The following is a 15,307-nucleotide window of genomic DNA, read 5'->3' on the forward strand; positions in this document are numbered from 1 at the left end:
CGTCCTTGTGGCGGGGGTCGATAACCAGCTTTACACTCAGACCACCGCCGCTACCATGGGTTCGCCATGTCGACATTAGATGAAGAAGATCGCCGCGAATACTACCGTATCGAGGACACGATCGCACTGGAAATTCGGCCCCTGTCCGCTCCCGAAGCCGCAGGCCAGGAAGTGTTGCAGGATGCTTCCCCGCTGTTCAACCTGCTCAGCGAACTGCACCTGAGCGAATTCGAGTCGCAGCACCTGTTGCGCCAGATCAGCGAGCGTGATCGGGCCATTGCCGCGTTCCTCAAATCCCAGAACAAGCGCATCGACCTGCTCAGCCAGGTGGTCGCCCTGACCGTGCTCGGCCACATAGGCGAGCCGCAACCGGTGATCATTTCCGAAGGCGGGATCGACTTTCAGCACCCCACAGCGCTCGCCACCGGCGCGCACCTGTCGGTCAAACTGGTGCTGATGCCCCAGGCGCTCGGCCTGCTGCTGCGCGCCCGTGTCACCCATTGCGACCGCAAGGGCGACGGCTACGACGTTGGCACCGAGTTCGAACACTTGACCGACGCCCAGCGCCAGTTGCTCGCCCGTTATATCTTGCAGAAGCAGGCCCAGGAACGACGCCTGGCTCGCGAACAGAACGAATCCGGCATTTAAATTAAGGAAGCACCGTGACCCTCATCTACGGCCACCGCGGCGCCAAGGGCGAAGCACCGGAAAATACCCTGAGCAGTTTTCAGGAATGTCTCAAACACGGCGTGCGCCGTTGCGAACTGGATCTGCACCTGTCCAAGGACGGCGAGTTGATGGTGATCCACGACCCGACCCTCAAGCGCACCACTGACCGTCGCGGCAAAGTCGTCGAGCACACCGCTGCCGAGCTGGTGACCTACGACGCGCGCAAGGGCGGCCCGGGCTGGATCAAGCCATGCCCGATTCCGACGCTGGAAGAATTGTTCGAGAAGTGCGATTTCGAGCACTGGCAACTGGAAGTCAAAAGTGCTTCGCGCACCCGCGCAGCGACCACCGTGCTGGCGATTCGCGAAATGGCTCAGCGTCATGGCCTGCTGGACAAGGTGACGATCACCTCGAGTTCACGGGAAGTGCTGAAAGCGGCGCTGGATCTGGTACCGGACGTATCACGGGGATTGGTAGCCGAATACGCCTGGCTCGACCCACTGAAGGTCGCGACCAGCTATGGCTGTGAGATTCTGGCTTTGAACTGGACGCTGTGTACGCCGGAACGCCTGCAGAAGGCGCAGCGTCAGGGGCTGCATGTGTCGGTATGGACCGTCAACGAGCCTGCGCTGATGCGCAGACTCGCCGACTTCGGCGTTGACAGCCTGATTACAGACTTTCCCGGTTTGGCCACTGCCACCCTTGAGAGTTGCTGAAATCGGTCTCCCCGGCCGGCTCAGGCCACCGGCCGGAGCCCGTCAAAAAAGCCGGTTGAGGCCGTCGTACGCCGCTACCCGATAGGCTTCGGCCATGGTCGGGTAGTTGAACGTGGTGTTGACGAAGTACTTCAACGTGTTCAGTTCGCCCGGCTGGTTCATGATCGCCTGACCGATGTGCACGATCTCCGAGGCCTGATAACCAAAGCAGTGAACGCCCAGCACTTCCAGGGTTTCACGGTGGAACAGGATCTTCAGCATGCCTTGCGGCTCGCCGGCGATCTGTGCCCGCGCCATGCTCTTGAAGAACGCCTTGCCCACTTCGTACGGCACTTTGGCCTGGGTCAGTTCCTGCTCGTTCTTGCCGATCGAGCTGATCTCCGGAATGGTGTAGATGCCGGTCGGCACGTCATTCACAAAGCGCCAGCTACCGTTATCGACGATGCTGCCGGCTGCCGAACGACCCTGGTCGTGGGCGGCACTGGCCAGGCTCGGCCAGCCGATCACGTCGCCTGCACCGTAGATGTTCGGCACGCAGGTGCGGTAGGCCTCGTCGACTTCGATCTGACCACGGCTGTTGACCTTGACGCCGATGTTTTCCAGACCGAGCTGATCGGTATTACCGGTACGGCCGTTGCACCAGAGCAAGGCGTCGGCCTTGATCTTCTTGCCGGACTTGAGGTGCAGGATCACGCCGTTGTCCACGCCTTCGACACGGTCGTAGTCTTCGTTGTGGCGCACGGTGATGTTGTTGTTGCTGAAGTGGTAGCTCAGCGCCTGGGAGATTTCCGAGTCGAGGAAGCTCAGCAACTGACCGCGGTTGTCCACCAGCTCAACCAGTACACCCAGACCGCTGAAGATCGAGGCGTATTCACAGCCGATCACGCCGGCGCCGTAAACAATCAGTTTGCGCGGGGTGTGGCCGAGGCTGAGGATGGTGTCGCTATCGTAGATACGCGGGTGGTGGAAATCGATGTCCGCCGGGCGATACGGACGCGAACCGGTGGCGATGATGATGTGCTTGGCCACCAGTTTCTCGACCACGCCGTTGGCGCAGACCACTTCGATGGTTTGTTCGTCAGCGAAGCTGCCGGTGCCGAAGAACACGTCGACGCGGTTACGGGCGTAGTAGCCGGTACGCGAAGCGACTTGTTTGGAAATGACTTTCTCGGCGCTTTTCAACACGTCCGGGAAGGAGAACCAGCGCGGCTCGCCGATCGCCCGGAACATCGGGTTGGTGTTGAACTGCATGATCTGCCGGACCGAGTGACGCAGGGCCTTGGACGGGATGGTTCCCAGGTGGGTGCAGTTACCGCCGACCTGGCGACGGCTGTCGACCATCGCCACCTTGCGCCCTGCTTTGGCGGCGTTCATTGCCGCGCCTTCTCCCGCCGGGCCGGAACCCAACACCACCACGTCGTAGTTGTAGACAGCCATGCGTACTCCTCAGAACAGGCCGCGGTGCCAGCAGCACCGGCGGCTAAATCACGCCGAATCGCGGCGCGAAGGAACAATTGGGGGCCAGTAAAGAACCCGGACACAGTCTATAGAAGCGTCAACGCCGCGCACATTAACCCTTGGTCGCGTCGTAGGCTACTTTTGCCTGCACTACAACGCCAGCTTTCGTACTGTTCTCAGTCAACTTTTGCGCCACTGAGGCGCTCGAAAGCCTGACTGGTGCGGATGACGAAACCTGTATCGGCACGAATCACGAAGAATGCACCAATGTCATGTTTTTCGGCATAGTCCCACGCCCGTTCAGGCCCGAGAATCAGCAACAGCGTCGATAGTCCATCGGCCATCAACGCTGAAGGATGAATTACCGTGACCGACGCCAGGTTGTGTAGGACCGGCGCCCCGCTATGCGCATCGAAGGTGTGGGAATAGCGCCGACCGCCCTGCAGGAAATAATTGCGGTAATCACCGGAAGTGGAAACGCCGTAGCCATCGACATTGATAACGCGCTCGGCCACCTGCTGATCATCGCGCGGTTCCTCCAGCGCGATGCGCCATGCCGAGCCGTCAGGCTTTTTGCCCCTGGCCTTCAACTCGCCAGTGGCTTCGGCCAGATAGTCGCGGATACCCATGGACTCGAGGCGAGCGGCAATGGTGTCCACCGCGTAACCGGCAGCGATGCTGTTGAAGTCGACTTCGACCGGCGCATCCTTGCACAAGCGGTCAGCGTCGATATGCAAATGGCGGTAGCCGACCCGCTGCAGGGCTTCGGCCACGGCGGCGGCGCTGGGGACTTTTTCTTCCCGACCTTGCGGGCCGAACCCCCACAGATTCATCAGCGGTTCGACGGTCAGGTCGTAGGAGCCTTCGCTTTGCACTGACAGTTGTTCGCCAACCCGGACCAGTTCGAGCACGGAGGCCGGCATCGTCTGACAGCTGTTTGCCGGCAAAGCGTTGAAGCGCTCGATGTCGGAGTCACTGCGATAGGTCAACATCTGGAGGTCGACGTCGGTGAGGATTTTTTCCACTTCACGCTGAACCTGCGCGGGTTCTGGAAGGCCGGCGTGGCGCACATACTTGATCGAATAAGTGCTGCCCATGGTCGGGCCACCGATGCTTTCCAGCGAATCGCCATTGCCGCAGCCGGACAAAGCGCCCACCAGCAGCAACAGGCCAATCAGCCGCTCTTTAGACAAATCCCCTACTCCCCACAACGAACCCTCTGACACAGCACCAGGCTGAAGATTATGCGCGAAACCCTGTAGGAGTGAGCCTGCTCGCGATAGCGGTAGCCCAACAAAAGATCTATTGGCTGATACGACGCTATCGCGAGCAGGCTCACTCCTACAGATTTTTCATTCACTTGATAGCGTCATGCTGGCCTTCGTAATGGCTATATCGTTTAAGCAGTGACCTAACCAGTTGTTGCCTAACGATCTTTATACACATATGGTTACAAAACTGTTCACGGGTACTGCCTGAGTTTGCCGCGTGACGGCGAGGACGTGTCTAGATCAGGGATATCCAATAAGACAGCCAACAGAGAGTACGAACCAATGTCCTCCACCACGGGCAAAGGCAAAGCGATTTTTCGCGTTGTCAGCGGCAATTTTCTCGAGATGTTCGACTTCATGGTCTACGGCTTCTATGCCACGGCCATCGCCAAAACCTTCTTCCCGGCCGACAGCGCCTTCGCCTCCCTGATGCTCTCCCTGGCAACGTTCGGTGCCGGCTTCCTGATGCGTCCGCTGGGGGCAATTTTCCTCGGCGCCTACATTGACCGGCATGGTCGTCGCAAGGGCTTGATCATCACGCTGGCGCTGATGGCTGCCGGTACGGTGCTGATCGCCTGCGTCCCCGGTTATGCCACCCTTGGCGTTGCCGCCCCACTGATCGTGCTGTTCGGCCGCTTGCTGCAAGGCTTCTCGGCCGGCGTCGAGCTGGGCGGGGTCTCGGTGTACCTGGCGGAAATCGCCACGCCGGGCCGCAAGGGCTTCTTCGTCAGTTGGCAGTCCGCCAGCCAGCAGGCAGCAGTGGTGTTTGCCGGCCTGCTCGGTGTTGGCCTCAACCACTGGCTGAGCCCGGAGCAGATGGGTGACTGGGGCTGGCGCGTGCCGTTCCTGATCGGCTGCATGATCGTTCCGGTGATCTTCGTCATTCGTCGTTCGCTGGAGGAAACTCCGGAATTCCAGGCGCGCAAACATCGCCCTACCCTGCGGGAAATCGTTCGCTCGATCGGTCAGAACTTTGGCATCGTCATCGCCGGCATGGCGCTGGTGGTGATGACCACGGTGTCGTTCTACCTGATCACCGCCTACACCCCGACCTTCGGCAAGGCTGAACTGCATTTGTCAGATTTCGACGCGTTGCTGGTGACGGTGTGCATCGGTCTGTCGAACTTCTTCTGGCTGCCGGTGATGGGCTCGCTGTCGGACAAGATCGGTCGCAAACCCCTGCTGCTGGCAGCGACCATTCTGGCGATCCTGACCGCTTACCCTGCCCTGTCGTGGCTGGTGGCGAATCCGAGCTTCAGCCATCTGCTGATCGTCGAACTCTGGCTGTCGTTCCTGTACGGCTCGTACAACGGCGCGATGGTGGTGGCACTGACCGAAATCATGCCGGTGGACGTACGAACCACCGGGTTCTCGCTGGCCTATAGCCTGGCGACTGCGACCTTCGGTGGCTTCACGCCGGCGGCGTGTACTTACCTGATTCATGTGCTGGACAACAAGGCTGCGCCGGGGATCTGGCTCAGCGGTGCGGCGGTGCTGGGGTTGATTGCGACGCTGGTGCTGTTCCGGGGCAACAAGCATGAACTGCGCACCGCGCAAGCTTCGATAGTCGGCGGCGCCCGCTAGGACGCCTTCGGGAGCAAGCCCCCTTCCACTGGGTTTTGTGTCGCACAAGAAACCTGTGAATACCACGAAAACCTGTGGGAGGGGACTTGCTCCCGAAGAGGCCGGTACAGGCAATAAAGATTTACCAGCCACACAAACAAAAACGCCCCGACCTAAGTCGGGGCGTTTTCATTTGCAGCGAGTGCTTAGCGCGGGAACGCTGGCGGGTTTACACCGGCCATGTCTTCCATCACGCGAACAACCTGGCAGCTGTAGCCGAACTCGTTGTCGTACCAGACGTACAGAACAACGCGGTTGTCCTGAACGATGGTCGCTTCAGCATCGACCACACCGGCGTGACGCGAACCCACGAAGTCAGTGGAAACCACTTCCTGCGAGTTGACGAAGTCGATTTGCTTGTGCAGATCGGAGTGCAGCGCCATGTAGCGCAGGTACTCGTTCATCTCTTCACGGGTGGCGGCTTTCTCAAGGTTCAGGTTGAGAATGGCCATCGACACGTTTGGCGTCGGAACACGGATCGCGTTACCGGTCAGCTTGCCAGCCAGCTCAGGCAGGGCCTTGGCAGCAGCGGTGGCAGCACCGGTCTCGGTGATTACCATGTTCAGCGCGGCGCTACGGCCACGACGATCACCCTTGTGGAAGTTGTCGATCAGGTTCTGGTCGTTGGTGTACGAGTGAACGGTTTCGACGTGACCGTTGATGATCCCGAACTTGTCATTCACAGCCTTGAGCACCGGCACGATGGCGTTGGTGGTGCAGGAAGCGGCAGACACGATCTTGTCGTCAGCGGTGATTTCGTTGTGGTTGATACCGTGAACGATGTTCTTCAGTTTGCCTTTGCCAGGCGCGGTCAGAACAACGCGGGAGACACCCGGGCATTGCAGGTGCTGGCCCAGACCATCGGCGTCACGCCATACACCGGTGTTGTCCACCAGCAGCGCGTCTTTGATGCCGTACTGGGTGTAATCCACCTCGGTCGGGTTCTTCGCGTAGATCACCTGGATCAGGTTACCGTTGGCGGTGATGGTGTTGTTTTCTTCGTCGATGACGATGGTGCCGTTGAACGGACCGTGTACCGAATCGCGACGCAGCAGGCTGGCGCGCTTGGTCAGGTCATTGTCGGCGCCTTTGCGCACGACGATGGCACGCAGACGCAGACCGTCGCCACCACCGGTTTTCTCGATCAGGATGCGCGCCAGCAGACGGCCGATACGACCGAAGCCGTACAGGACAACGTCAGTGCCTTTACGGGCCGAAGCGTTTTGCTGGCCAACCACGTCAGCCAGTTCTTCGCGAACAAACTGCTCGGCACTGCGGCCATTGCCTTCGCTGCGGAATTTGAACGCCAACTTGCCCAGGTCTACCGAAGCCGCGCCGAGCTTGAGCTCGCTCATGGCCTTGAGCAGTGGGAATGTTTCGTGGACGGAGAGTTCGCTGTCGTCGGAAGAACGGTGGCGAGCAAAGCGGTGAGCTTTGAGAATCGCGATGACAGACTGGTTGATCAGGCTGCGGCCATAGATCGAGCTCACCACGTTGTTATTGCGGTAGAGCTGACCGATAAGCGGAATCATCGCTTCTGCGAGAGCTTCACGGTCGATCCATTCACCAAGACACTGGTCGGGCTTCTGAGTCACGGTAACCTTCCACATGTAGGGGCAGAAAAAAGGGGCTACATTATGCCGCCGAGAACCTCGCGTAGCAATGCGCGCTTGTCGCGCAATCGGTAACAAAATTCCGTTCAAAAAAATTACGCCCCGCGCCAGCCCAGTAAAACCGGGGCTTTCAGCACAGTCAATTTTTCGACGACTGTTAGACGATGTCTGTAACCCTCCGTAACACCAGTCGATTTCGGCACTACATAACCGCAAAAAAAGTGCTCGTTTTTATGGTTACCACTACATTTCGCGCAAACAGCGAAGATAGACGCAGTCTGCAACTGACAGGCGGCACCGGACGCCGCTACAATTACCGACTTTGTCGCAAAGCCTGGAGCTCAACCTTCCGTGCCCGTTCTGCGTCTACCGCTTCTCCCTGCCGCGGCAGGTAAACAGCATTGGGGCAACCTGCCCGGTGCTGCCCTCAGCCTCGCGATTGCCGAGGCTGCCAGCGCTGCCAAGCGCTTCACCTTGCTACTGACCGCCGACAGCCAGAGTGCCGAACGGCTGGAACAGGAGCTGAGCTTCTTCGCCCCGGATTTGCCCGTCCTGCATTTTCCCGACTGGGAAACCCTGCCCTACGACCTGTTCTCGCCGCACCAGGACATCATTTCCCAGCGTATTGCCAGCCTGTATAGATTGCCGGAGCTGGCACACGGCGTACTGGTGGTGCCGATCACCACCGCGCTGCACCGTCTGGCGCCGACCAAATTCCTGCTCGGCAGCAGTCTGGTGCTGGATGTCGGGCAGAAGCTCGACGTCGAACAGATGCGCTCGCGGCTTGAAGCCAGTGGCTATCGCTACGTCGACACGGTCTATGAGCACGGCGAGTTCACCGTACGCGGCGCACTGATCGACCTGTTCCCGATGGGCAGCAAGCTGCCGTATCGCATCGACCTGTTCGACGACGAAATCGAAACCCTGCGCACCTTCGATCCGGAAAACCAGCGTTCCATCGACAAGGTCGATTCGGTCAAGCTGCTGCCGGCCCGCGAATTCCCGCTGCAGAAAGATGCGGTCACCCGCTTCAAGGCGCGCTTTCGCGAGCGCTTCGACGTCGACTTCCGTCGCTGCCCGATCTTCCAGGACCTGAGCAGCGGCATTACCCCGGCCGGCATCGAGTACTACCTGCCGCTGTTCTTCGACGAAACCTCGACCCTCTTCGACTACCTGCCGCAGGACACCCAGGTCTTCTCGCTGCCGGGCATCGAACAAGCGGCGGAAAATTTCTGGAACGACGTGCGCAATCGTTATGAAGAACGCCGCGTCGATCCTTCGCGTCCTTTATTGCCACCCGCAGAATTGTTCCTGCCGGTGGAAGACTGCTTTGCCCGCCTCAAGAGCTGGCCACGCGTGGTCGCCAGCCAACAGGATGTGGAACCCGGCGCCGGCCGTGAGCGTTTCCCGGCGCAGGCTCTGCCAAATCTGGCAATCGAAGCCAAGGCCACGCAGCCGCTGGCGGCGCTTTCGGCATTCCTCGACGAATTCCCCGGGCGCGTGCTGTTCACTGCCGAATCGGCGGGCCGTCGCGAAGTCTTGCTGGAGCTGCTGGAACGCCTGAAGCTACGACCGAAAACCGTCGAGAGCTGGCCGGACTTCGTCAGCAGCAAAGATCGCCTGGCGATCACCATTGCGCCGCTCGACGAAGGCCTGATGCTCGACGACCCGGCGTTGGCGCTTGTGGCCGAGAGCCCGCTGTTCGGGCAGCGCGTGATGCAGCGTCGGCGTCGCGAGAAGCGTGCAGACGGCAACAACGACGCAGTGATCAAAAACCTCACCGAGCTGCGCGAAGGCGCGCCAGTGGTGCATATCGATCACGGTGTCGGACGTTATCTGGGCCTGACGATTCTGGAGATCGACAGCCAGGCCGCCGAGTTCCTCACCCTGGAATACGCCGAGAACGCCAAGCTGTACGTGCCGGTGGCCAACCTGCATTTGATCGCACGCTACACCGGCAGCGATGACGCGTTGGCGCCACTGCACCGCCTCGGCTCCGAAACCTGGCAGAAAGCCAAGCGCAAAGCGGCCGAGCAGGTTCGCGACGTCGCCGCCGAACTGCTCGACATCTACGCCCGTCGCGCCGCCCGCGAAGGCTACGCGTTCGCCGACCCGAAGGCCGATTACGCCACGTTCAGCGCCGGCTTCCCGTTCGAAGAAACCCCGGACCAGCAGTCGACCATCGAAGCGGTGCGCGAAGACATGCTCGCGCCAAAACCGATGGACCGCCTGGTCTGCGGCGACGTCGGTTTCGGCAAGACCGAAGTGGCGATGCGCGCAGCGTTCATCGCCGTGCATGGCGGTCGTCAGGTGGCAATTCTGGTGCCGACCACCCTGCTCGCCCAACAACACTACAACAGCTTCCGCGACCGCTTCGCCGACTGGCCGGTGACCGTGGAAGTGATGAGCCGCTTCAAATCGGCCAAGGAAGTCAACGCGGCAATCGCCGACTTGGCGGAAGGCAAGATCGACATCGTCATCGGCACGCACAAGCTGCTGTCCGACGACGTGAAGATCAAAAACCTTGGCCTTGTGATCATCGACGAAGAACACCGCTTCGGTGTCCGTCAGAAAGAACAGCTCAAGGCCCTGCGCAGCGAAGTCGACATTCTTACGCTGACCGCCACGCCGATTCCGCGCACGCTGAACATGGCAGTGTCGGGCATGCGCGATCTGTCGATCATCGCCACGCCACCGGCGCGACGCCTGTCGGTACGCACCTTCGTCATGGAGCAGAACAAGAGCACGGTCAAAGAGGCCCTGCTGCGTGAACTGCTGCGCGGTGGTCAGGTTTACTACTTGCACAACGACGTGAAGACCATTGAGAAGTGCGCGGCGGATCTCGCCGAACTGGTGCCGGAAGCACGGATCGGCATCGGCCACGGGCAGATGCGCGAGCGCGAACTCGAACAGGTGATGAGCGACTTCTACCACAAGCGCTTCAACGTGCTGATTGCCTCGACCATCATCGAGACCGGCATCGACGTGCCGAGCGCCAACACCATCATCATCGAGCGCGCCGACAAGTTCGGGCTGGCGCAACTGCACCAGTTACGTGGTCGCGTCGGCCGCAGTCACCACCAGGCTTACGCCTACCTGCTGACCCCGCCGCGCCAGCAAATCACCTCGGACGCCGAAAAACGTCTTGAAGCGATTGCCAATACTCAGGACCTCGGTGCCGGTTTCGTACTGGCAACCAACGACCTGGAAATCCGCGGCGCTGGCGAACTGCTCGGCGACGGTCAGAGCGGTCAGATTCAGGCCGTGGGTTTCACGCTGTATATGGAAATGCTCGAGCGCGCGGTGAAATCGATCCGCAAGGGCGAGCAACCGAACCTCGATCAACCACTCGGCGGTGGCCCTGAGGTCAACCTGCGCGTGCCGGCGCTGATTCCGGAAGACTATCTGCCGGATGTGCATGCGCGCCTGATTCTGTACAAGCGCATCGCTTCGGCCACCGACGAGGAAGGCCTGAAGGATCTGCAAGTCGAGATGATCGACCGTTTCGGCCTGCTGCCGGAGCCTACGAAGAACCTGGTGCGCATCACTGCGCTCAAGTTGCAGGCCGAGCAATTGGGTATCAAAAAGGTCGATGGCGGCCCGCAAGGCGGACGCATCGAGTTCGCCGCCCAAACGCCGGTCGACCCGATGACCTTGATCAAACTGATCCAGACTCAGCCAAAACGCTACAAATTCGAAGGCGCCACGATGTTCAAGTTCCAGGTGCCGATGGAGCGCCCGGAAGAGCGCTTTAATACTGTAGAGGCGCTGTTCGAGCGTCTCCTCCCGAAAACTGTTTGAAGGACGCCGCATGCGCCTGTTTCGCTCACTGACTTTGCTACTGACCTTCGTAGCACCGATGGCGTTTGCCGATGACCTGTATCAGGTCGAAATGATTCTGGTCCGGCAGAACGCTGTACCGGCGATCGTCAGCCGTGCCGCCCCGGAAGACTGGGCCGCCGGCGCTCAACGACTGGACGCTGCCAGCCAGCGCACGCCTGCACTGGGTGAGGTTGCCAGCAAACTCACCGCCAGCGGCGAGTACAGCGTACTGCTGCACAAGGCTTGGCAGCAGACCCTCGGCGAGGCGCCGACCAAGGTGGCGGTCAGCGACGGCAAGGAACAGTTCGGCCAATTCCCGATCGAGGGCACCCTGGAACTGAAACTGGGACGCTTCACCGATGTGAACGCCGACTTCTGGGTCAACCAGATCGACACCAACGGCATGGTCACCGCCAGCGAACGCCTGAAGCAGGACAGCCACACCAAAAACGGCCAACTCAACTATCTCGACAACGGCCATCTGGCCCTGCTGATCAAGATCACTTCCCTGACGGCGCCTGCGCCACGGGAAGCGCCTGAAGCCATTCCGGACTGATCGAAGTCCTTATGTCCCCGCCCCTGAGTAAACCGTTGGCACCCTCCTGGGTCAGCCGATTCAAGGAACAGAGCCTGGAGCGTGGCCGCCGCTACGCCCTGGAGAATCGAGTACGCATAGCCCAAGTGGGCGATGCCACCATCACCGCCAGCTGCGAAGGCTCTGGCGGCAATGTCTACCGTCAGACCATTCACCTGCGCGAGTCAGCCAAAGGCACCCTGCTGCTGGTTGACGCCGCTTGCACCTGCCCGGTGCGCAGCAACTGCAAACATTGCGCAGCGGTGCTGCTGCAAGTGCAGGAAACCCTCGAATACCCTGCCGCCGCGAAAGACGCCGAACTGCTGGAAAAGCTCCAGGCCGTCCTCGAAAACCGCAGCCCCAAGGCGCCGCCGCAAGTGCTGGTGGACAATGTGCAACCGGTGCCGCGCCTGTGGCTGGCAAGCGTCGAATTCAGCGCGTTCGAGCCGCGCAACGGCAAGATGCAGCGGTACATCCAGCACCGGGCGGCGCTGTCGTTCAGCTATCTGGATGAATACGTCAGCGGACAGAAAAACAGCGACATCCTGATCCGCCAGGAAGCACAGACCCTGCGGATAAAACGCCACCCCGAAGTGGAACAGTCCTACCGCGAACAGTTACGCATCCTCGGCTTTCGTATCGCCACCCGCCAGAGCAAAGCCCTGCCGGAAAGCGCCGGCGAGCTGTACGAGATGGTCAACGACAGCGCCTGGCTGACGTTCACCCTCAACGAACTGCCGAAGCTGCGCACCCAAGGCTGGGAATTGCAGATCGATGAGGAATTCGGCTTCGATCTGACTGCTGTCGACGATTGGTACGCCAAGGTCGAACAGACACCGGAACGCGACTGGTTCGATCTGGAACTGGGGATCATCGTCAATGGCGAACGCCTGAGCCTGCTGCCGATCCTGCTCAATCTGATGCGTTCGCACACGGAAATCCTCAACCCGGAACGTCTGGCGCGCCGCCGCGATGACGAGCTGATTCTGGTCAATATTCCGCAACGCAACAGTGAACATGGACCGCTGCAAGTGGCCCTGCCCCTTGGCCGACTGAAACCGGTACTGGCGACGCTGGGCGAGTTTTACTTGCAGGAGCCGGGCGAAACCACCCTGCGCCTGAGCAAGGCCGACGCCACACGGCTCAACTCGCTGGAAGGCATTCCACTGCTGTGGGAGGGTGGCGAACAGATCCGCAGCTTCGCCCAACGCCTGCGCGACATCCGTGATTACACAGCCAAGGCACCGAAGGGCTTGAATGCGACGCTGCGCCCTTATCAGCTCGAAGGGTTGAGCTGGATGCAGTCCTTGCGTCAGCTTGAGGTAGGCGGGATTCTTGCGGACGACATGGGTCTGGGTAAAACCCTGCAGACCCTGGCGCACATTCTCAGCGAGAAAAACGCCGGACGCCTGGATCGACCATGCATGGTGGTCATGCCCACCAGCCTGATCCCGAACTGGCTCGATGAGGCTGCACACTTCACGCCGCAACTGAAAGTGGTCGCGCTGTATGGCGCCAACCGGAAAAAGCATTTCGATAATCTGGCTGACTTCGACCTGATCCTGACCACCTACGCACTGCTGCCCAAGGACGTCGAGCGTCTGGCGCAACAGCCGCTGCACGTGCTGGTGCTGGATGAAGCGCAGTACATCAAGAATCCCAATAGCAAAGCAGCGCAGGCCGCCCGCGAACTCAACGCGCGCCAACGCCTGTGCCTGAGCGGTACACCGCTGGAAAACCACCTCGGTGAGTTGTGGTCGCTGTTCCACTTTCTGCTGCCCGGCTGGCTCGGCGATATAAAAAGCTTCAATGCCGACTACCGCGTGCCCATCGAAAAGCGCGCCAGCGAAGTCAGACTTCAGCACCTCAATGGTCGGATAAAACCGTTTCTGCTGCGCCGTACCAAGGAACAGGTGGCCACCGAGCTGCCGCCCAAGACCGAGATCATCCACTGGGTCGAACTCAACGAAGCCCAGCGTGATGTCTACGAGACCATGCGCCTGGCGATGGACAAGAAAGTCCGTGACGAAATCACCCGCAAGGGTGTCGCGCGCAGCCAGATCATCATTCTGGAAGCATTGCTCAAGCTGCGTCAGGTGTGCTGCGACTTGCGCCTGGTCAACGACGCCACCCTGCCCGCTCGTGGCAGCAGCTCAGGCAAGCTCGACAGCCTGATGGAAATGCTCGAGGAGCTGTTCGAGGAAGGTCGACGGATTTTGCTGTTTTCGCAGTTCACCTCGATGCTGACGCTGATCGAAGACGAACTGAAAAAGCGCAATGTCGCCTACGCACTGCTGACCGGGCAGACCCGTGATCGACGCACGCCGGTGAAGGAATTTCAGAGCGGCAAGCGTCAGATCTTTCTGATCAGCCTGAAGGCCGGCGGCGTCGGCTTGAACCTGACCGAAGCGGATACGGTGATTCATTACGATCCGTGGTGGAACCCGGCAACCGAGAATCAGGCGACTGATCGCGCGTATCGGATCGGCCAGGAAAAACCGGTGTTCGTCTACAAGATGATTGCCCGGGGCACAGTGGAAGAGAAGATTCAGCACCTGCAGAAGGAAAAATCCGACTTGGCAGCGGGCGTGCTGGATGGGCGCAAGGCCGGGGACTGGAAACTGCAGAGTGATGATATTGAAGCGCTGTTTGCGCCGCTGCCGGACAAGTTCGACAAGCGTTGAGCGTTGCAGTGTTGGTCAGAAAGCTTTCGCGAGCAGGCTCGCTCCCACAGGGGATTTGTGATTGCCACAGATCCAGTGTGGGAGCGAGCCTGCTCGCGAATGGGTCGACTCGGTCCGAAGCCAGACTCAGCCCTTGAGCACCCGCGCCAACGTCGACTTCACCTGGCCCATCCCGTCATGCAGCGCCTGCTCGATCTCGGCCATGGTGATCACCGCCGTGGTCTTGCCCGCTGCCGGGTTCACCACCAGCGACAGGCAGGCGTAATCAAGGTCCAGCTCACGGGCCAATGCCGCTTCCGGCATGCCGGTCATGCCAACGATGTCGCAGCCGTCGCGCTCCAGACGCACGATCTCCGCCACCGTTTCCAGGCGCGGGCCCTGGGTGCAGGCATACACGCCTTGATCGCTGTACTCGCAGCCTTCAGCAGCCAGCGCGGCGATCAATTGCTGACGCAACGGCTCGCTGTAGGGGAAGCTGAAGTCGATGTGAGTGACGTGTTCCAGATCATCGGCGAAAAACGTGTGCTCGCGACCGCTGGTGTAGTCGACGATCTGATGCGGAACGCAGAAGTGTCCAGTGCCCATGGCGGGATGAATCCCACCCACCGCGTTGACCGCGATGATCGCCTCGGCGCCGGCCTGCTTCAGGGCCCACAGGTTGGCGCGGTAGTTGACCTTGTGTGGCGGGAAGCGGTGCGGATGGCCGTGACGGGCGAGGAACAGCACTTCCTTGCCAGCGTACTCGCCGACCTGCACTTCAGCCGACGGCGCACCATAAGGCGTATCCACCGCCAACGACTGACGAATGCTCAAGCCTTCAAGCTGAGTCAGGCCGGTGCCACCGATGATTGCGTAAACCGTCATAACGAATGAGTCC

Annotated in this window: 10 protein-coding genes; 6 read left to right on the forward strand and 4 right to left on the reverse strand. The window is 60.3% G+C overall.

Annotation, left to right across the window (positions count from 1 at the left end; translation table 11 throughout):
* The first annotated feature begins 66 nt into the window (after nucleotides 1–66).
* The gene (locus AC0J41_RS16945) at nucleotides 67–648 is read left to right on the forward strand and encodes a PilZ domain-containing protein (protein WP_003226578.1); all 582 of its coding nucleotides are present in this window, start codon (nucleotides 67–69) and stop codon (nucleotides 646–648) included.
* A gap of 14 nt (nucleotides 649–662) precedes the next feature.
* Nucleotides 663–1,385: a glycerophosphodiester phosphodiesterase gene (locus AC0J41_RS16950; protein ID WP_473013107.1), complete on the forward strand. Its 723-nt coding sequence runs from the start codon at nucleotides 663–665 to the stop codon at nucleotides 1,383–1,385.
* Between the two features lie 42 nt (nucleotides 1,386–1,427).
* Here the strand turns inward: AC0J41_RS16950 and sthA are convergent, their stop codons facing one another.
* Together sthA and AC0J41_RS16960 are read right to left on the reverse strand one after the other, a co-directional pair.
* On the reverse strand, nucleotides 1,428–2,822 hold the full coding sequence (gene sthA, locus AC0J41_RS16955) for a Si-specific NAD(P)(+) transhydrogenase (protein WP_007984277.1): 1,395 nt from the start codon (nucleotides 2,820–2,822) through the stop codon (nucleotides 1,428–1,430).
* A gap of 197 nt (nucleotides 2,823–3,019) precedes the next feature.
* Nucleotides 3,020–4,036 carry an FAD:protein FMN transferase gene (locus AC0J41_RS16960; RefSeq protein ID WP_473013108.1) on the reverse strand — a complete coding sequence of 339 codons (1,017 nt, stop codon included), beginning with the start codon at nucleotides 4,034–4,036 and terminating at the stop codon, nucleotides 3,020–3,022.
* A 360-nt stretch (nucleotides 4,037–4,396) separates the two neighbouring features.
* Here AC0J41_RS16960 and tcuC point away from each other — a divergent pair, with 360 nt between their 5' ends.
* Nucleotides 4,397–5,698, forward strand: a complete 1,302-nt coding sequence (gene tcuC / locus AC0J41_RS16965; RefSeq protein WP_025111065.1) for an MFS transporter — start codon at nucleotides 4,397–4,399, stop codon at nucleotides 5,696–5,698.
* 185 nt (nucleotides 5,699–5,883) lie between these two features.
* Here tcuC and AC0J41_RS16970 read toward each other — a convergent pair whose 3' ends face one another.
* Complete coding sequence (locus tag AC0J41_RS16970) at nucleotides 5,884–7,347, reverse strand: glyceraldehyde-3-phosphate dehydrogenase (protein ID WP_025111064.1); 1,464 nt, start codon at nucleotides 7,345–7,347, stop codon at nucleotides 5,884–5,886.
* A gap of 354 nt (nucleotides 7,348–7,701) precedes the next feature.
* On the opposite strand from AC0J41_RS16970, the gene mfd reads away from it, so the two are divergent.
* Genes mfd through AC0J41_RS16985 form a run of 3 tightly spaced genes read left to right on the forward strand, consistent with a single transcriptional unit; the run spans nucleotide 7,702 to nucleotide 14,430 of the window.
* Complete coding sequence (mfd, locus tag AC0J41_RS16975) at nucleotides 7,702–11,151, forward strand: transcription-repair coupling factor (RefSeq protein WP_025111063.1); 3,450 nt, start codon at nucleotides 7,702–7,704, stop codon at nucleotides 11,149–11,151.
* Between the two features lie 10 nt (nucleotides 11,152–11,161).
* Complete coding sequence (locus AC0J41_RS16980; protein WP_473013109.1) at nucleotides 11,162–11,728, forward strand: CsiV family protein; 567 nt, start codon at nucleotides 11,162–11,164, stop codon at nucleotides 11,726–11,728.
* Between the two features lie 11 nt (nucleotides 11,729–11,739).
* On the forward strand, nucleotides 11,740–14,430 hold the full coding sequence (locus AC0J41_RS16985) for an SNF2-related protein (protein WP_473013110.1): 2,691 nt from the start codon (nucleotides 11,740–11,742) through the stop codon (nucleotides 14,428–14,430).
* Nucleotides 14,431–14,556: 126 nt separating this feature from the next.
* Here AC0J41_RS16985 and AC0J41_RS16990 read toward each other — a convergent pair whose 3' ends face one another.
* Nucleotides 14,557–15,294, reverse strand: a complete 738-nt coding sequence (locus tag AC0J41_RS16990) for an S-methyl-5'-thioinosine phosphorylase (protein ID WP_473013111.1) — start codon at nucleotides 15,292–15,294, stop codon at nucleotides 14,557–14,559.
* Nucleotides 15,295–15,307 lie beyond the last annotated feature (13 nt).

It is taken from the genome of Pseudomonas sp. Arb-4-2C (assembly GCF_055755015.1).

Excerpts from the sequence above, each read along its gene's own strand:
- AC0J41_RS16945 (WP_003226578.1), top strand. The coding sequence starts at position 67 with ATGTCGACATTAGATGAAGAAGATCGCCGCGAATACTACCGTATCGAG.
- AC0J41_RS16990 (WP_473013111.1), bottom strand. The coding sequence starts at position 15,294 with ATGACGGTTTACGCAATCATCGGTGGCACCGGCCTGACTCAGCTTGAA.
- sthA (WP_007984277.1), bottom strand. The coding sequence starts at position 2,822 with ATGGCTGTCTACAACTACGACGTGGTGGTGTTGGGTTCCGGCCCGGCG.
- AC0J41_RS16970 (WP_025111064.1), bottom strand. The coding sequence starts at position 7,347 with ATGTGGAAGGTTACCGTGACTCAGAAGCCCGACCAGTGTCTTGGTGAA.
- AC0J41_RS16980 (WP_473013109.1), top strand. The coding sequence starts at position 11,162 with ATGCGCCTGTTTCGCTCACTGACTTTGCTACTGACCTTCGTAGCACCG.
- tcuC (WP_025111065.1), top strand. The coding sequence starts at position 4,397 with ATGTCCTCCACCACGGGCAAAGGCAAAGCGATTTTTCGCGTTGTCAGC.
- AC0J41_RS16985 (WP_473013110.1), top strand. The coding sequence starts at position 11,740 with ATGTCCCCGCCCCTGAGTAAACCGTTGGCACCCTCCTGGGTCAGCCGA.